This is a genomic window from Geodermatophilus sp. SYSU D00079 (assembly GCF_054050635.1).
Genome location: NZ_JBJGZS010000005.1, coordinates 13226 through 31881 on the forward strand (window position 1 = coordinate 13226; position 18656 = coordinate 31881).

Annotated in this window: 17 protein-coding genes and 1 pseudogene; 6 read left to right on the forward strand and 12 right to left on the reverse strand. The window is 75.2% G+C overall.

Going from position 1 to position 18656, the window contains the following annotated elements; genetic code table 11:
• The first annotated feature begins 64 nt into the window (after positions 1 to 64).
• From ACI79E_RS06355 to ACI79E_RS06375, 5 genes and pseudogenes are all read left to right on the forward strand, one after another.
• A complete protein-coding gene (locus ACI79E_RS06355; RefSeq protein WP_456931683.1) occupies positions 65 to 1657 on the forward strand; it encodes a phospholipase D family protein in 1593 nt (530 codons plus the stop codon).
• 330 nt (positions 1658 to 1987) lie between these two features.
• Positions 1988 to 2623, forward strand: a complete 636-nt coding sequence (locus tag ACI79E_RS06360) for a helix-turn-helix domain-containing protein (protein ID WP_456931684.1) — start codon at positions 1988 to 1990, stop codon at positions 2621 to 2623.
• A gap of 161 nt (positions 2624 to 2784) precedes the next feature.
• The gene (gene leuA / locus ACI79E_RS06365; protein ID WP_456931685.1) at positions 2785 to 4530 is read left to right on the forward strand and encodes a 2-isopropylmalate synthase; all 1746 of its coding nucleotides are present in this window, start codon (positions 2785 to 2787) and stop codon (positions 4528 to 4530) included.
• Positions 4531 to 4585: 55 nt separating this feature from the next.
• Positions 4586 to 5068 (forward strand): annotated as a pseudogene (locus ACI79E_RS06370) (RNA polymerase sigma factor); the annotation flags it as partial.
• Positions 5069 to 5108: 40 nt separating this feature from the next.
• Complete coding sequence (locus ACI79E_RS06375; protein WP_456931686.1) at positions 5109 to 6017, forward strand: VOC family protein; 909 nt, start codon at positions 5109 to 5111, stop codon at positions 6015 to 6017.
• Between the two features lies 1 nt (position 6018).
• On the opposite strand, the gene mnhG is transcribed toward ACI79E_RS06375, so the two are convergent.
• From mnhG to ACI79E_RS06415, 8 genes are all read right to left on the reverse strand, one after another.
• Positions 6019 to 6429, reverse strand: a complete 411-nt coding sequence (gene mnhG / locus ACI79E_RS06380; RefSeq protein WP_456931687.1) for a monovalent cation/H(+) antiporter subunit G — start codon at positions 6427 to 6429, stop codon at positions 6019 to 6021.
• Positions 6426 to 6755: a monovalent cation/H+ antiporter complex subunit F gene (locus tag ACI79E_RS06385; protein ID WP_456931688.1), complete on the reverse strand. Its 330-nt coding sequence runs from the start codon at positions 6753 to 6755 to the stop codon at positions 6426 to 6428. The genes mnhG and ACI79E_RS06385 overlap by 4 nt, the downstream gene beginning before the upstream one ends.
• The gene (locus ACI79E_RS06390; RefSeq protein WP_456931689.1) at positions 6752 to 7297 is read right to left on the reverse strand and encodes a Na+/H+ antiporter subunit E; all 546 of its coding nucleotides are present in this window, start codon (positions 7295 to 7297) and stop codon (positions 6752 to 6754) included. Before ACI79E_RS06390 ends, ACI79E_RS06385 begins: the two co-directional genes overlap by 4 nt.
• Positions 7294 to 8982, reverse strand: a complete 1689-nt coding sequence (locus tag ACI79E_RS06395) for a Na+/H+ antiporter subunit D (protein WP_456931690.1) — start codon at positions 8980 to 8982, stop codon at positions 7294 to 7296. The genes ACI79E_RS06390 and ACI79E_RS06395 overlap by 4 nt, the downstream gene beginning before the upstream one ends.
• Positions 8979 to 9473: a Na(+)/H(+) antiporter subunit C gene (locus ACI79E_RS06400; protein WP_456931691.1), complete on the reverse strand. Its 495-nt coding sequence runs from the start codon at positions 9471 to 9473 to the stop codon at positions 8979 to 8981. Before ACI79E_RS06400 ends, ACI79E_RS06395 begins: the two co-directional genes overlap by 4 nt.
• A complete protein-coding gene (locus ACI79E_RS06405) occupies positions 9470 to 12346 on the reverse strand; it encodes a Na+/H+ antiporter subunit A (protein ID WP_456931692.1) in 2877 nt (958 codons plus the stop codon). Before ACI79E_RS06405 ends, ACI79E_RS06400 begins: the two co-directional genes overlap by 4 nt.
• Positions 12347 to 12505: 159 nt before the next feature.
• On the reverse strand, positions 12506 to 13165 hold the full coding sequence (locus ACI79E_RS06410; RefSeq protein ID WP_456931693.1) for a response regulator: 660 nt from the start codon (positions 13163 to 13165) through the stop codon (positions 12506 to 12508).
• Positions 13162 to 14337 (reverse strand): sensor histidine kinase, encoded by a 1176-nt coding sequence (locus ACI79E_RS06415; protein ID WP_456931694.1) that lies wholly within the window; start codon positions 14335 to 14337, stop codon positions 13162 to 13164. Before ACI79E_RS06415 ends, ACI79E_RS06410 begins: the two co-directional genes overlap by 4 nt.
• Before the next feature lie 184 nt (positions 14338 to 14521).
• On the opposite strand from ACI79E_RS06415, the gene ACI79E_RS06420 reads away from it, so the two are divergent.
• The gene (locus tag ACI79E_RS06420; RefSeq protein WP_456931695.1) at positions 14522 to 15223 is read left to right on the forward strand and encodes a hypothetical protein; all 702 of its coding nucleotides are present in this window, start codon (positions 14522 to 14524) and stop codon (positions 15221 to 15223) included.
• Positions 15224 to 15363: 140 nt separating this feature from the next.
• On the opposite strand, the gene ACI79E_RS06425 is transcribed toward ACI79E_RS06420, so the two are convergent.
• The 4 genes from ACI79E_RS06425 to ACI79E_RS06440 all read right to left on the reverse strand — a co-directional run bounded on the left by ACI79E_RS06425 (position 15364) and on the right by ACI79E_RS06440 (position 18615).
• A complete protein-coding gene (locus tag ACI79E_RS06425) occupies positions 15364 to 15816 on the reverse strand; it encodes an SRPBCC family protein (protein WP_456931696.1) in 453 nt (150 codons plus the stop codon).
• Positions 15817 to 15897: 81 nt separating this feature from the next.
• On the reverse strand, positions 15898 to 17724 hold the full coding sequence (locus ACI79E_RS06430; protein WP_456931697.1) for an ABC-F family ATP-binding cassette domain-containing protein: 1827 nt from the start codon (positions 17722 to 17724) through the stop codon (positions 15898 to 15900).
• A gap of 52 nt (positions 17725 to 17776) precedes the next feature.
• Positions 17777 to 18058, reverse strand: a complete 282-nt coding sequence (locus tag ACI79E_RS06435; protein WP_456931698.1) for an alpha/beta fold hydrolase — start codon at positions 18056 to 18058, stop codon at positions 17777 to 17779.
• A complete protein-coding gene (locus ACI79E_RS06440; RefSeq protein ID WP_456931699.1) occupies positions 18055 to 18615 on the reverse strand; it encodes an alpha/beta fold hydrolase in 561 nt (186 codons plus the stop codon). The genes ACI79E_RS06435 and ACI79E_RS06440 overlap by 4 nt, the downstream gene beginning before the upstream one ends.
• Positions 18616 to 18656 lie beyond the last annotated feature (41 nt).

Sequence of the window (18656 nt, forward strand, 5' to 3'; positions counted from 1 at the left end):
CAGGCTACCGACGTCCGTGTCCGGTGTGGTTGCGTGCCCCGGGACGGCGGGATGTGATCACCGCGTGGACGATCCCGAGCAGTGGCTGCTCACGGCCGAGGAGCGGGGCAACCCGGCCACGACCCTGCCCGCGTACACCGAGGGCAACCTCGCCGTGCCGCTCGTGCACGGGGCGGCCTACTTCGACCGGCTCGTCGAGTGCGTGGAGGCCCTCGACGAGGGTGACCACCTGTTCTTCACCGACTGGCGCGGCGACCCGGACGAGCAGCTGCGCCCGGGCGGCCCGACCGTCGCGCAGCTGTTCACCGAGGCCGTGCGCCGGGGGGTGACGGTGCGCGGGCTGGTGTGGCGCTCGCACATGGACCGGCTGTCGTTCAGCAAGGAGGAGAACCGCGCCCTCGACGCCGAGGTCGAGCACGGGGGCGGTGAGGTGATCCTCGACCAGCGGGTGCGCCGCTTCGGCAGCCACCACCAGAAGTTCGTCGTCCTCCGCCACGACCAGGACCCGACCCGCGACGTCGCCTTCATCGGCGGCATCGACCTCTGCCACGGCCGCCGGGACGACGCCACGCACGCCGGCGACCCGCAGCCGCTGCCGATGGCCGCCGCCTACGGTCCCCGGCCACCGTGGCACGACGTGCAGCTGATGCTGCGCGGGCCGGCCGTCGCGGTCCTGGACACGGTGTTCCGGGAGCGCTGGGACGACCCGACCAGCCCCGACGCCGACCACCCGATCGCCTGGGTGCGCGACAAGCTCCACCACGCCCGGCTCAAGGGGGACCCCCTCCCGCCGCAGCTGCCCCCGCCGCCACCGTGCGGGCCGGCGATAGTGCAGAACCTCCGCACGTACCCGGCCATCCGGCCGCCCTACGCCTTCGCGCCGGCCGGCGAGCGGTCGGTGGCCCGCGGCTACTCCAAGGCGATCAAGCGGGCCCGGCGGCTGGTCTACCTGGAGGACCAGTACATGTGGTCCGCGGAGGTGGCCCGGCTGTTCGCCCAGGCACTGGCCGACAACCCGCGGCTGCACCTGGTGGTGGTGGTGCCGCGGGTGCCCGACCAGGACGGCGCGGTCGCCCAGCGGTCGCAGTACGTGGGCCGCTGGCAGGCCCTGGAGATGTGCCGCCGGGCCGGCCGCCACCGGGTGCACGTCTTCGACGTGGAGAACCACGACGGGACGCCGGTCTACGTGCACGCGAAGGTCTGCGTGGTGGACGACGTGTGGGCCAGCGTGGGCAGCGACAACTTCAACCGGCGGTCGTGGACCCACGACAGCGAGCTGTCCTCCGCCGTCCTCGACACCACCCGCGACCCCCGGGAGCCGCGGGACCCGGCCGGCACCGGCGACGGCGCCCGCGTGTTCGCCCGGGACCTGCGGCTGGAGCTGGCCCGGGAGCACCTGGACCGCGCCCCCGACGGCAGCGCGGACGCCGACCTGCTCGACCCCGAGGACTTCGTGGCGGCGCTGGAGTCCTCGGCGGCGGCGCTGGACGCCTGGCACGCCGGTGGCCGGCGGGGCCCGCGCCCGCCCGGCCGGCTGCGTCCGCACCGGACCGACCGGCTGTCGCTGCCGACCCGGCTGTGGGCCACGCCGGTCTACCGCCTCGTCGACGACCCCGACGGCCGTCCCCTGCGGATGCGCCTGACCAAGCGCTTCTGACCCGTCTCCCGGCCCTCGCCGACCGACTCCGGCCGGCCCGGCCGTCGGACCCCGCGCCGCCGGCCGACCGCGGCTCGGGAGCCGACCACTTCCTCCCCGGGAGCTCGTGCTCTGCCCAGGACCGCGGGCAGAGCACGAGTGGCGACCCCGTAGTCGACCCCTCCCGGGGCTCGTGCTCTGCCCAGCAGCGTGGGCAGAGCACGATGGGCGACCCCGTAGTGCACCTCTCCCGGTGCTCGCGCTCTGCCCAGGCCTGTGGGCAGAGCACGAGCTTCCACAGACGGAGGTGTCCGCTCCCCCGCGAGGCGCGGCGCGGCGAGGCTCGCGTCCATGAGCGGGACCGACCTCGGCGGCCTGCTGCGCCGCATCCGCCGTCTGGCCGACCTCTCGCAACGTGAGCTGGCGGCCCGGATCGGCGTCTCGAAGTCCGCGGTGGCCGCAGCCGAGAGCGGCCGCTCCGGCCTCGACGCCCGCGTCCTGGCGCGCGCGGCCGAGGCCACGGGGCTGCGCCTGGTGCTCCTCGACGCGCAGGGGCGGGAGGTGCCGGGCATGGACCCCGACGCCGTCCGGGACACGGCCGGTCGGTTCTACCCGGCGCACCTCGACACGCGGTACGGCGACGAGGGCTGGTGGCACGACGAGCACCGCTACGGCCGCGACCGGGTCTGGTACACGTTCGACCGCACCTGGGACCGGCGCGACGTCCGCCGTGGGCGCAGCGGCACGCCCGACGACCACCAGCTCCCGCGGGCCGGCGACGCGCCGTGGGTGCGCGCGGCGGCGCGGCGGCAGGCGCAGTGGGAGGAGCGGGCGGCCGAGCGGCAGCGGAGGTTCCTCGCCGGTGGGCTGAGCAGCATCGACGTGGGCTTCGACTGCACCTGCCCGCCGGAGTGCGACGAGGTCGACGACGGCCACGGCACGCCGGTGCACGCTCCGGACTGTCCGTGTGGCTGCGACCTGGCCTGACCCGCTGCTACCGTGGGGGCGTGCGCGGCTGCCTCCTGCTTACCCGCCGCGGCGAGGCCCTCTCCTAGGTCGGCCCCCTCGCCGCGGAGTCCGCGCGTCCCCGGCGCCTGCTGACCGCCCCACCGGAGCTGAGTCCAGCCCGCGCCAGAGGAGCGAACCCCGTGAGCAGGAGCATGAGCGACAACCACCCGCACGTCCGGCACCCCCAGCAGCCCTCGGGCATGCCGATCCACCGCTACGCGCCGTTCACCCCGGTCGTGCTGCCCGACCGCACGTGGCCCGACACGGTCACCACCGTGGCGCCCCGCTGGTGCGCCGTCGACCTGCGGGACGGCAACCAGGCGCTGATCGACCCCATGACGCCCGACCGCAAGCGGCGGATGTTCGAGCTGCTGGTCCGCATGGGCTACAAGGAGATCGAGGTCGGCTTCCCGGCGGCCAGCCAGACCGACTTCGACTTCGTCCGCCAGCTCATCGAGGACGACCTGGTACCCGACGACGTCACCATCCAGGTGCTGACCCAGGCCCGCGACGAGCTGATCGAGCGGACCTACGAGTCGCTGCGCGGCGCCAAGCAGGCGATCGTCCACCTGTACAACTCGACCTCCACCCTGCAGCGGCGGGTGGTGTTCGGCTCCGACCGCGCCGGCATCGTCGACATCGCCGTCCACGGCGCGCAGGTGGTCCGCAAGCTGGCCGAGCAGATGACCGGCACCGAGATCTTCTTCGAGTACTCGCCGGAGTCGTTCACCGGCACCGAGCTGGACTTCGCCGTCGAGGTCTGCAACGCCGTCACCGACGTCTGGGAGCCCACCCCCGACCGGCCGACGATCATCAACCTGCCGGCGACGGTGGAGATGGCCGAGCCGACCGTCTACGCCGACCAGATCGAGTGGATGCACCGCAACCTGGGCCGCCGCGACGCCGTCGTGCTCAGCCTGCACCCGCACAACGACCGCGGCACCGCCGTCGCCGCCGCCGAGCTGGGCTACCGCGCCGGCGCCGACCGCATCGAGGGCTGCCTGTTCGGCAACGGCGAGCGCACCGGCAACGTCGACCTGGTCACCCTGGGCCTGAACATGTTCAGCCAGGGCATCGACCCGCAGATCGACTTCTCCGACATCGACGAGATCCGCCGCACCGTCGAGTACTGCAACCAGCTGGGCGTCCACGAGCGACACCCCTACGGCGGCGACCTGGTCTACACGGCCTTCTCCGGCTCGCACCAGGACGCGATCAACAAGGGCTTCAAGGCGCTGGAGGCCGACGCGCGCGCGGCGGAGAAGCCGGTCGAGGACATGCCCTGGGCGGTGCCGTACCTGCCGATCGACCCCAAGGACGTCGGCCGCAGCTACGAGGCCGTGATCCGGGTGAACAGCCAGTCCGGCAAGGGCGGCGTCGCCTACATCATGAAGACCGAGAACCACCTCGACCTGCCCCGCCGGCTGCAGATCGAGTTCAGCGCGGTCATCCAGCGGCACACCGACGACGAGGGCGGCGAGGTGACCGCCCAGCAGATGTGGACCGCCTTCTCCAGCGAGTACCTGCCCGACCCCGACGCGCCGTGGGGCCGCTTCGCCCTGGCCGGCCACCGGCACACCGCACACGGTGAGCAGCTGGACGACATGGTCGTCGAGCTGGTCGACAACGGCGTCCCGGTGACCGTCGAGGGCCGCGGCAACGGCCCGATCGCCGCGTTCGTCGACGCGCTGCGGTCGGTCGACGTCGACGTCCGGGTGCTCGACTACGCCGAGCACGCCATGTCCGCCGGCGGCGACGCCCGCGCCGCCGCGTACGTCGAGTGCGCCGTGGGCGACCGGGTGCTGTGGGGCGTGGGCATCGACCCGAACATCGTCAGCGCGTCGCTGCGTGCGGTGGTCTCGGCGGTGAACCGGGCCCAGCGGTAGCAGGAGGGTCCGGGTGGGGGCGTCGGAGAACGCCGCGCCCGGACGACGGAGGGGTGTGAGCAGCAGCCCGAGGTCGCGCGCGGGGACACCACCGCCCGGTCCCGGGCTGCTGTCGCTCTACGACCGCGCGCTGCCGGAGGTCTACGGCTACCTGCTGGCCCGGTGCGGGCAACGGGCCCTGGCCGAGGACCTCACCGCGGAGACCTTCCTCGCCGCCGTCCGTGCGGAGGCCGCAGGCGGTGGGCCCACCACCGTGCCGTGGCTGATCGGCACCGCCCGGCACAAGCTGGTCGACCACTGGCGGCGGCAGGAGCGCGAGCAGCGCAGCCTGCACCTGCTCTCCGGGGAGGAACGGGCCGAGGACCCCTGGGACGCCCGGCTCGACGCGCTGCGGGCCCAGCAGGTGCTCGAGCAGCTCAGCCTCCAGCACCGGGCCGCGCTCACCCTCCGCTACGTCGACGACCTGCCCGTGCCGCGGGTCGCCGCCCTCCTCGGCCGGACCGTGCACGCCACCGAGGCGCTGCTGGTCCGCGCCCGCACCGCCTTCCGCCGCGCCTACGAGTCCACGGGAGGGCCCGGTGACCGACCCCGAGCGGCCCTTCCGCGCCCTGCACCGGCCGTGGACCCCGGTCGACCCCGATCCGCGCTTCGCCGCCGAGCTGCGCGACCGGCTGCGCCGCGCCCTGCTCGCGCAGCGGCCGGCCGACGTCCCGTCCCGAACCGCCGACCCAGCAGGAGGTGCCCCGATGGCCCAGCTGACCCCCTACCTCGTCGTGCGCGACGCCCGAGCGGCGATGTCGTGGTACGCCGACGCGCTCGGCGCCCGCGTGGTGGGCGACCCCCACGTCTCCGACGACGACCGCATCGGCCACGCCGAGCTCGACGTCGGCGGCGCTCCGGTCTACCTGGCCGACGAGCACCCGGAGCTCGGCCTCACCGGGCCCGACACCGGCCGCGTCAGCGTGTCGCTGCACCTGGCGGTGCCCGACGTGGACGGCGCCGTCGCCCGCGCGGCCGCCGCCGGCGCGACCGTCGAGCGGGAGCCGGCCGACGCCCCGTACGGGCGCACCGGTGTCGTCGTCGACCCCTTCGGCCACCGCTGGATGCTGCAGACCCCCGCCGGGGCACCGGCCGCCTCGCGGCCCCCGGTGCGCTCCGGCGACACCGTGTACCTGACCCTGCGCGTGCCCGACGGCGCCCGTGCCCGCGACTTCTACGAGGCCGTCCTCGGCTGGTCGATGAGCCCGGGACGGGTCGAGGACGGCTGGGAGGACCAGGCGGTCACCCCCATGGTCGGCATCGGCGGCGGCGCCACGCACGACGTCGGCGCGGTGCCGATGTACGCCGTCGACGACATCGAGGTCGCCGTCGCCGCGGTGCGCACCGCCGGTGGGCAGGCCGGGGAGGTCGAGCGCCAGTCCTACGGGCTGTCCGCGTACTGCCGCGACGACCAGGGCCTGCCGTTCTGGCTGGGCCAGATGGGCTGACTCACCCGCCGGGGACCGACCGCGGCGGGTCCTCCGGCGGGGCGTCGCCGGGCTCGTCCCCGCGGTACACGCGGTCCTGGTGCCGCCCGTCGGCGAGCTCGTCGACCAGCAGCAGGTCGCGGCGCACGTGCCGGCGGCGGTAGGCCACGCGGCTGATCATGTGCGCGCTGACCGGGGCGGTGAGCAGCTGGAACGCGGCGACCAGCAGCAGCATCCAGGTGGCCGACCAGCCGTTGAGCCGGATCGCGCCGCCGACCATGACCAGCAGCACGCCGAGCACCTGCGGCTTGGTGCCGGCGTGCATCCGGGTCAGGACGTCGGGGAAGCGCACCAGCCCCAGCCCGGCGGTGAGGCAGAGGAAGGCACCGGCCAGCAGGCAGGCGACCGCGACGACGTCGGCGAAGCCGCTCACGCGCGCCCCTCCCTCTCCTCGGCGGCGATCGGCAGGCCCAGGTCGCGGCCGTCGTCGGTGCGGGCGCGCACCAGCATCCCGCCCACGTAGCGGGCCACCGACACCGACCCGACGAACGCCAGGAGCGAGACGACCACCAGCACCGGCACCACCGTGGGGTTGCGCGCGAGCGCGGCGTACACCGCCAGGCCGGCGGAGATGATCACCAGCAGGGTGTCGGTGGCGACCACGCGGTCCAGCAGGGACGGGCCGAGGACCAGGCGGACCAGGGCCAGCAAGGCACCGCCGCCGATGAGCGCGTACAGCACGTACGCCACGACGGTCACCGGCCGGACTCCAGCGACGCGAGGTCCTCCGCGGAACCGAACGCCCGGACCAGCCGGGTCTCGGTGCGCAGGACGTCCTCCTTCTCGCGGGCCACGGCCTCGTGGTCGCGCGCGTACAGCAGGTGCACGGTGATCCGCCGTTCCTCCCGGTCCAGGTCGAGCACCAGCGAGCCGGGGACCAGTGACGTCGCCTCGGCGACCATCGTCAGCAGCAGGTCGGAGTCGACGCGCAGCTGCACCCGCACGATCGCCGACCGGTGCACGCCGCCGGGCCGCAGGGCCAGCCAGGCGACCTGTGCACCCGAGACGACGAGGTCGACGGCGAAGTGGCCGAGGAACACCAGCAGGGGCAGCGGCCGCACCCGGACGCCACCGACGACGTGCGGCAGCGGCAGCAGCACGAGGACGGCCAGTGCCACCACCAGCCCGCTGACCACGTTGGCCCAGGACCACGTGCCCCACAGCAGGATCCAGACCAGCACCAGCCACGCGACGAGCGGGATCTGGTGGCGCAGCCGCATCGCGGCCGGTTCGACGCTCATGGGGTCCGCTCCGGGCCGAGGACCGTGGAGATGTACGGGGTGCGGTCCAGGAGGTCCTCGGCGGCGCGGTCGGCGATGCCGTACAGCGGGCCGGCCAGCCCGGTGAGCGCGACGGTGACCGCGGCCAGCGCGGCGGTCGCCGCCACCATCGTCGCCGGCAGCGGGCGCAGGGCTCGGACGCTGGCGGCCGGCGGGGGGAGGTCCGGCTCGGCGGCGGTCGCCACCCGCGTGTGCCGGCGCCACGCGACCTGGAAGGGGGTGCGGTCCGGGTCGCCGTCGGGGACCGGGCCACCGTCCGGGGTGCTGCCCCCGCCGGAACCGGCGTCGGCCGCGGCGGCGGCCGCGGTGTCGTCGGCCGGCGCCTGTGTCGGGGGCCGCCAGAAGGCGCGGGTCCACACGCGGGCTATCGCCAGGAGGGTCAGCAGGCTGGTGACCACCCCGCCGGTGACCAGCACCATCGCCAGCGAGCTGCCCTGGGCGACGCCGGCCTGCAGCAGGCCCAGCTTGCCGATGAAGCCCGACAGCGGGGGGATGCCGGCCAGGTTCATCGCCGGCACGAAGAACAGCACCGCCAGCAGCGGCGACCGCCGGGCCAGCCCGCCCAGCTTGTTCACCGACGTCGTCCCGCCCTGCCGTTCGACCAGGCCCGCGACGAGGAACAGCGTGGTCTGGATGGCGATGTGGTGGGCGACGTAGAAGACCGCGCCGGCCAGCCCGGCCGCCGTCCCCAGGGCGATGCCGAACACCATGTACCCGATGTGGCTGACCAGCGTGAACGACAGCATCCGCCGCAGGTCGGTCTGCGCCACCGCACCGAGGATGCCGATGACCATGGTGGCCAGCGCTGCCCACATCAGCAGGTCGTCGAGGGCGCCGCCGGGGAACAGCAGGGTCTGGGTGCGGATGATCGCGTAGACGCCGACCTTGGTGAGCAGGCCTGCGAACACCGCGGTGACCGGCGCCGGTGCGGTCGGGTAGCTGTCGGGCAGCCAGGCCGACAGCGGGAACACCGCGGCCTTGATGCCGAAGGCGATGAGCAGCATCGACTGCAGCAGCAGCTGGGTGCCCTCGGGCAGCTCGGCCAGCCGCACCGCGAGGTCGGCCATGTTCACCGTGCCGGTCGCGGCGTAGACCAGGCCGATCCCGGCGAGGAAGACCAGCGAGCTGGTCAGGCTGACGATCACGTAGGTGATGCCGCCCCGGATGCGCGGGGCCGTGCCCCCGAGGGTCAGCAGCACGTACGAGGCCATGAGCAGGATCTCGAAGCCGACGTAGAGGTTGAACAGGTCACCGGCGAGGAAGGCGTTGCTCACGCCGGCCACCAGCACGAGGAACGTCGGGTGGAAGATCGACAGCGGGGTGTCCTCCTGCCGGTCGGCCGCGCCCTGGCCGACGGCGAAGACGAGGACGCCGAGGGCCACGGTGGAGGCGACCACCAGCATCAGCGCCGACAGCCGGTCGACGACCAGCACGATGCCCAGCGGGACGGGCCAGCCCCCGACGGAGACGGAGGTGGCGCCGTCGGCGTCCGCGATGAGCAGCAGGGTCACCGAGACCGCCAGCACCGCGGTCAGGACGGCGGTGCTGAGGACGCGCTGCGTCCGGGGGTTCCCCGAGGCCAGCAGCGCGCAGGCCGCACCGAGCAGGGGCAGCAGGACCGGCAGCGGCGCGAGGACGCCGGTCACCGGGCTCCCGTCCCGGCGGGCAGGTCGACGTCGTCGGCGAGCAGGTCGTCGTCGGGGGTGTGCAGGCTGTCGGCGTGCCCGGCCGCGCGGTCCTCCGGGTCCAGCTCGTCGGGGTCGAGCTCGTCGGCGTCGGTGCCCGAGCGGGCGGCGACGCGGCGGTCCTCCTCGTCGGTGCCGACGACCTCCTGGTGCACCAGCCTCCAGGAGCGGTGGATCATCGCCAGCACGAACGCGGAGACGCCGAAGGTGATGACGATCGCGGTCAGGATCAGTGCCTGCGGCAGGGGGTCGTTCATCTCCCCCGGCTCGGAGTAGCCCAGGATCGGCGCCAGCCCGGCCGCACCGCCGGCCGACAGCAGCAGCAGGTTGGTGGCGTTGCCCAGCAGCAGGAAACCCAGCAGCACGCGGGTGAGGCTGCGGTCCAGCAGCAGGTACACGCCCGCGGCGTAGAGGCCGCCGATGATCACCGGCAGCACGATCGTCGGGGTCATCGGACCACCACCTCTCCGGGGGTCAGTTCGATCGGGTCCTCCTCGTCCTCCTGCCGGTCCAGCTCGGCACCGAGGCTGCGCAGGACGTCCAGGGCCAGCCCGACGACGATGAGGTAGACGCCGATGTCGAAGAACAGCGAGGTCACGAGCTTGATGTGGCCGAGCACCGGCAGATCGGTCTCGAGGATCGCCGTCTGCAGCACCTCGGCACCCAGCAGCAGGCCGCCCACGCCGGTGCCGCCGGCGAACAGCAGCCCGGCGCCCAGCAGCAGGCCCGGGGCGACCGGCGCGGCCTCGCCCAGCTCGTAGCGGCCACCGGCGAGGTAGCGCAGCACGAGCGCCAGCCCCGCGACCAGGCCCCCGGCGAACCCGCCGCCGGGCTCGTTGTGCCCGGAGAAGAGCAGGTAGAGCGAGAAGACCATGATCGTGTGGAACAGGATCCGGGTGATCACCTCGAGCACCACGGAGCGGCGGGCCGGGTCGAGGATCGCGGTGGCGGCCAGCCAGCTGTCGCGGGGGGCCCGGCCACTGCGCCGGCGCCGGGCGGTGAGCGCCGAGTCGCTGATGCGCTCGACCCCGCCGGTGCGCCCGCGCAGGAAGACCAGGCTGGCCACCCCGGTCGCGGCGACGACGAGCAGGGAGATCTCGCCGAGGGTGTCCCAGGCGCGGATGTCGACCAGGGTGACGTTGACGATGTTCTTGCCCCCGCCGAAGTCGAAGGCCTCTTCGGGGTAGTCCGCCGACACCGGCGTCGCGGTGCGCGCGGACAGCGCCACGGCGCCCACGGCGGCCATGAACGCCCCGACGGCGACCGCGATCACCCCGCGGACGGCGCGCTCCCGGGGCCGGTGCCGCTCGGTGATGTCCTTGGGCAGCTTGCGCAGCACGAGGACGAAGACGACGAGGGTGAGGGTCTCGACGAGGAACTGGGTGAGCGCGAGGTCCGGCGCCCCCTGCAGCACGAACAGGACGGCGGCCCCGTACCCGGTGGCGCCGACGACGAGGACCGCCGAGAGCCGCTGCCGGATGCGCAGGGCCAGCAGCGCCGCGGTGATGACGACGACGCCGACCATCGCCTGCACGGGGGTGTCCCAGGCCCGCCACTCCCCCGGCCACGGCGCCCGGGTCAGCAGGATCGTGCCCGGCAGCGCCACGACGACGACCAGGATCGTGCCGAGGTAGGCCGGCAGGGAGCCGCGCTGGGTGGTGCCGGTGACCAGCACGGAGAGCCGGTCGATGCCCTGGACGACGTTCCAGTACCCCTCGTCGGCCGACGCCCCGACCGCGATCCGCCGCTGCAGCCGGTTCAGCGGCGCGCGGACGGCGAACAGCGCGGCGCCGCCGAGCAGGGTGATCGCGGTCAGGGCGAGGGCGGGCTGCCAGCCGTGCCACAGCGCCAGCTCCTCGTACTCGGGGGCGAGGAGCGGCAGCTCCTCGGCGTAGCCCCCGACCACCGGCTCCAGCAGCGGGCTGCCCGGCCCGGCGACCAGCCCGGCCAGGGCCAGCACGACGGGCGCGGCGAGGAACAGCGGCCCCGGCGGGTGCCCGGGCACGGTGTCGTCGACGCCGGGCTTGCGGGCGAAGGCGCCCCACAGGAAGCGGAAGGTGTAGGCGGCGGTGAGCACCGAGCCGACGACCAGCCCGGTCAGCTCGAACGCGGCCGCGGTGCGCGACGGCAGGCCGCCCTCCCAGAGCGCGGTGAACGCCGCCTCCTTGCCGACGAAGCCGAGCAGTGGTGGCACGCCGGCCATGGAGGCACCGGCGAGCACGCCGGCGGCGGTGAGCACCGGGAGCCGCCGGCCCAGCCCGGACAGCTTGCGCAGGTCGCGGGTGCCGGTGGCGTGGTCGATGACGCCGACGGTGAGGAACAGCGCCGACTTGAACAGGGCGTGCGCGACGGTCATCGCCAGCCCCGCCGCGGCCAGCTCCCGGCTGCCGGCGCCCACCAGCACCATGAGGAAGCCCAGCTGGCTGACGGTGCCGAAGGCCAGCAGCAGCTTGAGGTCGTTCTGCCGCAGCGACCGGTAGCCGCCGACCAGCATCGTGGCCAGCCCGAGCCCGAGCACGACCGGCCGCCACCCGGGGACCTCGGCGAACCCCGGGGCCAGCCGCGCGACCAGGTAGATGCCGGCCTTCACCATCGCCGCGGCGTGCAGGTAGGCGCTGACCGGCGTCGGTGCCTCCATCGCGGCGGGCAGCCAGAAGTGGAACGGGACCATCGCCGACTTGGTCACCGCCCCGGCCAGCACCAGCGCCGTCCCGGCGACCATGCCGCTGCCGCTGCCGGGGTCGGCGACGACCTCCGACAGCAGGAACGAGCCGCTGGCCTGCCCGATCATGATCAGCCCGACCAGCATGGCCAGCCCGCCGGCGGTGGTGAGGACGAGCGCCTGCGACGCCGCCCGTCGCGCGGCCAGCCGCCGGCCGGAGCCGCCGATCAGCAGGAAGGAGAAGACGGTGGTCAGCTCCCAGAAGACGTACAGGAGCAGCAGGTCGTCGGCGAGGACGAGGCCGAGCATCGAGCCCGCGAACGCGGTCAGCGACCCGGCGAACCGGCCGCTGCCCTCGTCGTCGGGCTCGAAGTAGCGGGCGCAGTACACGAGCACCAGCGCACCGACCCCCGTGACCAGCGCGGCGAAGGTCAGCGCGAGGGCGTCCAGGCGCAGGGCGACGTCGAGGTCGAGGGTGGGGATCCACGGCACGGTCTCGCGGACGTCGCCCCCGCCGATGACGGTGCCCAGCTGGGCGAGGGTCCAGACGAACCCGGCTGCGGGTACCAGGGCCAGGACCAGGAACGCCTGCCGCCCCCACCACCGGACGACCACGGGCGCGAGCACGCCGGCGAGCAGGTGGAGGAGCAGCAGAGCTAGCACGGGTCTCCCGGGAGTCGGAGGGGCGGCTCGGGGACCACAGACGTCGGTCGTCGACGGCCGGCGGTGCCCAGGAGTCTACCCGGAGGGCGTTCCGCCCCGGCCCCGCTGCAGGGACCCGGCGCGAGCGTGCGAGCGCCGGGGGGCAGCGGGGTCCTCCCCTTACCGTCCGGGCGTGACCAGGCCGCTCTCGTAGGCGAAGGCGACCGCCTGGACCCGGTCGCGCAGTCCCAGCTTCAGCAGTACCCGGCTCACGTGGGTCTTGACCGTCGCCTCGCCCAGGAACAGCCGCGCGGCGATCTCGGCGTTGGTCAGCCCGGCCGCGACCAGCGCGAGGACGTCGGTCTCCCGGTCGGTCAGCCGGTCGAGCGCGGCGGCGCGGTCCGGGTCGGGGGCGGGCGCCGCGGCGAACCGCTCGATGACCCGCAGGGTCACCGCCGGGTCGAGCAGCCCGTGCCCGGCGGCGACGGTGCGCACCGCGGCGACGAGGTCCTCCGGCGGCGCGACCTTGAGCAGGAAGCCGCTGACCCCGGCCCGGAGGGCGGCGGCCACGTACTCGTCCTCGTCGAACGTGGTCAGCACGATGATCCGGGTCGGCAGGTCGGCGGCGGCCAGCCGGCGGGCGGCCTCGAGGCCGTCCATGCCCGGCATGCGGACGTCGAGCAGGACGACGTCCGGCCGGGTCCCGGTCACCACGCGGACGCCGGCCGCGCCGTCCGCCGCCTCGCCGACCACCTCGATGTCGGGCTCGGCGGCGAGCACCATGCGCAGTCCGGTGCGGACCATGGCCTGGTCGTCGACGAGCACCACGCGGATCGTCACGTTCCCACCTCCGCCGGGGTGGCCGGCACCGCGACGGGGAAGGTGGCCCGCACCCGGTAGCCGCCACCGCGCACCGGCCCGACCTCCAGGCGCCCGCCGGCGACCGCGACCCGCTCGCGCATGTGCAGCTGCCCGTGCCCGCCGGTGCCGGTGGGGGGTTCGGCGCCCACCACCCGGGGCCGGCCGTCGTCGGTGACCGTGACCGTGACCGCGCCCGGCGCGTAGCCGACCGACACCCGGGTCGCCGCGGCGCCGGCGTGCCGGACCACGTTGGACAGCGCCTCCTGCACCACGCGGACGGCGGAGACGTCGACCAGCTGCGGCAGCTCGACCGGCTCCCCGGTGACGGTGAGCTCGACCGGCATGCCGGCGGTGCGGAGCTCGTCGAGGACGGCGTCGAGGCGGGAGAGCGACGGCTGCGGTGCGGGCGCGCCGTCGGACCGCTCGCGGAGGATGCCGACCACCCGGCGCATCTCGTCGACGGAGTCCCGGCCCAGGCGTTCCAGGCCGAGCAGCACCTCCTGGGCCTCGGGGTGGTCGGGCAGCAGCCGGCGCAGCCCGCCCATCTGCAGCACCATCACGCTGACGGAGTGGGCGACGGAGTCGTGCACCTCGCGGGCGATGCGGGCCCTCTCCGCGGTGGTGGCGGCGGCGGCGACCGTCTCCTGCTGCTCGGCGAGGCGGGCGGCGAGCACCTGCAGCTCCTCGGCGCGCCGGCGGGACTGCGCGACCAGCGCGCCCACGGTGGCGGCGGCGCCGAGGACCAGCAGGTAGAAGACCGACTCCCACGGGTTGGGCGCGAAGACCGAGCCGAACACGGTCGCGAGCACCATCGAGGCCCCGGCCGACCGGACGGCCACGCGGGCCGGGAGGACGGCCACCGCGTGGCCGACCAGCAGGCCCATGCCGACCAGCTGGGACCCGCCCGGGCCGGGCGCGCCGCCCAGGAGGTTGAGCAGGACGGTGAGCGCGCCCAGGACGGGGGCGGTCGCCGGCCACCGCGGGCAGAGGGCCAGCAGGACGCCGACCAGGAGGCCCGGCGCGGCGAGCGCGGTCTGGCTGCGCTCGAACCCCTCGGCGAACCACTCGAACACCGACAGCGCACCCAGCAGCGCGCCCACGGCCGGCCAGAAGAGGCGGCGCGTGCGCGGGTCGACCGGCCAACGGGGCATGCGAGCACGCTAGGGGCCCTGCGGCGCCCCGGGGATCCCCCGCGCGGCCGAACGCGACCGTGTCGGGCTCCGCCGTACGGCGGAGCCGGGTCGGTCCGCCGCGACGGACGCGCAGGTCAGGCGCTCGTTCCTAGCTTTCTCGTCGACACCGCACGAGGCGGTGCACCCGACCCGACGAGGAACGATGACCACCGACGTCCGCACTGCCCCCACCCCCACGACCGCCGAGACCCCCGGCCGGAGCGCCGGCTCGCTGCTGCTGCCGATCGCCGGTGGCGCGCTCGTCGTCGGCTCGCTGCTGTACGTGACCGGCATGGTGACCTCGCCGCCGCAGGACTCCATGGCCGACGCCGACTACATCGCCGCCCTCGCCCGGGACGAGGGGCAGACCACCCTCTCGGCGGTCCTGCTGCACTACGGCAACCTGCTCACGGGCCTGGCCTGGCTGGCCGCCCCGGCGCTGGTCCGCGGCCGGCGCGGCCGGGTGCCCACCCTCGTCGGCGCGCTCCTGTCCGCGCTCGGCATGGTGACCGTGGCCGGGTTCGTGCTCTACGACCACTGGACGGCGGCCATCGGCCGGGAGCTGGCGCCCGACACCGCGCTCGGTCTCTTCGAGGCCGTCTCCGCCAACCCGGCGGTGGCCACCGTGGGCGTCGTGACGCTGTTCGGCCTGCTGGGCCCCCTGGTCGCCCTCGTCGGCCTGGCCCGGGCCGGGGTGACGAGCTGGTGGCTGATCGCCCCCGTCGTCGCGGCGCTCGTCGCCTCCGCGGCGCTGCCCTTCTCCCCGCTGGCCCACGGCGCCCTCGCCGTGGTGGGGGCCGTCCCGGTGGTCGTGGTCGGGCTGCGGCTGCTCGCCCGCAACCGCGCCGAGCGCTCCGCCGCCTGACCCGCACACCCTCTCCCCGGGAGCTCGTGCTCTGCCCACCACCGTGGGCAGAGCACGAGGCGGTCTTCGTGCTCTGCCCAGCGGCGTGGGCAGAGCACGAGCGTGCGTGAGCGGGGCTGCCCCGGGGGTCGGCGCCGGGGTCAGCCCCGCTCGGCCGCGGTCGCGATGTCGTCCAGGTCCTGCCGCAGCGCCTTGCCGACCATGCGCCGGCCCAGCGGTGCCGTGACCGCCCCCAGGACCCGCGCCACCGTGGTCGTCGGCCGACCACCGAACGTCGTCGTCACGTCCGTCCCGCCGTCGGCGGACGGCGCGAAGGCGAACGTCGACACGTAGCGGGCGCCCCGGCTCTCCGCCTCGACGGTGTAGGACCGCTGGGGCTCGACCGAGGTCACGGTCATCTCCTCGGTGGCCGACCGGCCCATCATCGTGCGCGTCTCCCGCCAGCGCGTCCCGACGGCGAAGGGCCCGGGGGTGAGCACCTCCACCGCGTCGATCGCCCGGACCACCCGCGGTGCGCCCACCAGGTCGGTGGCCACCTCCCACACCCGCTGCACCGGCGCCGCCACGTGCCGGCGGACCTCCACGTCCTGCATGCTGCCTCGCTCCGTCGATCCCACGCGCCGCCGTCCGGCGGCACCGTCACCCTGTCACCGGGGGACGACAGCGCGGGCCCCTCAGCCCTCGGCGACCTCGGCCGCCTCCAGCCAGTCGAGCTCGACCTGCTCCTTCTCGGCGAGCACCGCCCGAAGCCGCTCGTCGAGCTCCAGCACCCGGGTGTGGTCGGTGGCCGCGGCGGCGAGCTGACCGTGCAGCCGCTCCTCCTCGGCGGCGAGCTTCTCCAGGCGCCGCTCCAGGCGGGCCGCCTCCTTGCGGGCGGCGCGCACGTCACCGGCGGAGCGGGCCGGGGCGGCGTCCGGAGGAGGCGCCGGTGCCGCCGTCCCGGCGGAGGACGACGACAGCTGGGCCTCCCCCGCCGCCCGGCGGGCCAGGTACTCCTCCACCCCGCCCGGCAGGGCGGCCAGCGTGCCGTCGCCCATGAGCGCGACCACCGAGTCGCACACCCGGTCGACGAAGTACCGGTCGTGGCTGACCACCAGCACCGTGCCGGGGAAGCCGTCGAGCAGGTCCTCGAGTGCGGTGAGCGTGTCGATGTCGAGGTCGTTGGTCGGCTCGTCGAGCAGCAGCACGTTCGGCTCGGCCATGAGCAGGCGCAGCAGCTGCAGCCGCCGCCGCTCGCCGCCGGAGAGGTCGCCGACCGGCGTCCACTGCCGGGACGCCGGGAAGCCGAACCGCTCGGCCAGCGAGGACGCCGAGATCTCCTGGTTGCCGATCCGCGCGATGCGGGCGACCTCCTGCACCGCCTCGAGGACCCGCAGCCGGCCGGGCAGCTCGGTCACGTGCTGGGAGAGGTACGCCGGCGCGACGGTCTGGCCGCGCACGACCCGCCCGCGGTCGGGCTCGGTCTCGCCGACCAGCAGCCGCAGCAGCGAGGTCTTGCCCGCGCCGTTGACCCCGACGATGCCGATGCGGTCGCCGGGGCCCACGTGCCAGGTCAGGTCGTCGAAGAGGGTGCGCGGCGGTGTGCCGGTCACCGGGTCGCCGGGGACGGCGTAGTCGACGTCCTCCACGTCGTAGACGGTCTTGCCCAGGCGGCGGGCGGCGAAGCCGGCCAGCGCCATGGAGTCCCGCGCCGGTGGCTCGTCGGCGATCAGCGCCTGCGCGGCCTCGATGCGGAACCGGGGCTTGCTGGTGCGCGCGGGCGGTCCGCGGCGCAGCCAGGCCAGTTCCTTGCGGACCAGGTTGAGCCGGCGCTCCTCGGTGACCGCGGCGATCCGCGCCCGTTCGGCGCGGGCCAGTGTGTACGCCGCGTAGCCGCCCTCGTAGGCGTGCACCGCGCCGTCGGCGACCTCCCACGTCGTGGTGCACACCTCGTCGAGGAACCAGCGGTCGTGGGTGACGACGACCAGCGCGCCGACCCGGCGCTTCACGTAGTCGGCGAGCCAGGCGACCCCCTCGACGTCGAGGTGGTTGGTCGGCTCGTCGAGCACCAGCAGGTCCAGCGGGCGGACCAGCTGCGCGGCCAGCGCCACCCGGCGGCGCTCGCCGCCGGACATCGGGGCCACCGGCGAGTCCAGGCCGAGGCGGTCGAGCTCCAGGCCGGTCAGCACGCTGCGCACCGCGGGGTCGGCGGCCCACTCGTGCTCGGCGGCGAACAGGCTCGGGGGGAGGACGACGTCGCGGATCGTCGCGCCCGGCGGCAGCGTGCCGGACTGGTCGAGCACGCCCAGCGCGAGGTCGCCGCGGCGGGTGACGCGACCGGTGTCGGGCTCCTCGCGCCCGGTGAGGACGCCGAGCAGCGTGGACTTGCCGCTGCCGTTGCGGCCCACCACGCCGATCCGCTCACCGGCCGCGATGCCGAGGGAGACGTCGTCGAGCAGCACGGTGGTGCCGTGTGCCTTGTGCACCCGCTCGAGGTTGACCAGGTTGAGGGGTGCGCTCATCACCGCCCAGTATCCCGCAGCCCGCAGGGCCCGGGGACCGGGGACCGGGTGCTCAGCGCAGGAAGGCCGCCGCCGTCCGCGCGAACGCCACCGGGTCGTCGAGCCAGGGCGTGTGGCCCGCACCCGGCTGCACGGAGAGCTCCGCGGAGCCGAACAGGTCCGCGTACGCGGCGGCCCGCGCGGGTGGCAGCGCGACGTCGTACTCCCCGGCCACCAGCAGGACCGGCGCCTCGAGGCGGGCGACGGCCGACCGCACCGCCCCGGCGTCGACGGCGCCGTCCGCGTAGTAGGCGGCCGCGGCGGCGTCGTCCCGCGTGGCCGCCTCGGCGGTCACGGCGGCCCGGCGGTCGGCGTCCCACCGTCCGTGGGTGAACGGGGTGATCGCGTCCCAGTCCTCCGCGTGGCCCGGCCGGCCCAGACCCGCTCGAACGCGGCGAACGCCCCGGGGAACCACGGCTCCCCCCGGCGCAGCTCGGCGACCTCGCGGCGGTCGCCGTCGGTGACCTCCAGCCCGACCGGCCGCGGGCTGGGCGCGACCAGCAGCAGGCGCCCGACGCGGTCGGGGTGCCGGGCGGCGTACAGCAGGGCCAGGGCGGCCCCCGCCGAGTGCGCGAGCAGGTCCATCCGGTCGAGGCCGAGGTGGACGCGCAGCGCCTCGACGTCCGGGACCTGACGGTCGCAGCGGGCGGCGGTCGGGTCCGGCGGCGCCGCGGAGTCCCCGGTGCCGCGCAGGTCCAGCCGCACCAGGGTGCGGGCGGCGGCCAGCCCGCCGAGGTCCCCCAGGTAGGCGGAGGCCTGCATGGGGCCACCGGGGAGGCAGACGAGCGGACGGCCCGCGCCGGCCCGGTGGTAGGCCAGCCGCAGGCCGTCGGGGCTGTCGAAGGTCGGCACGGGCGCAGCCTCGCACCCGAGGGCGACCGGCACCGCCACAA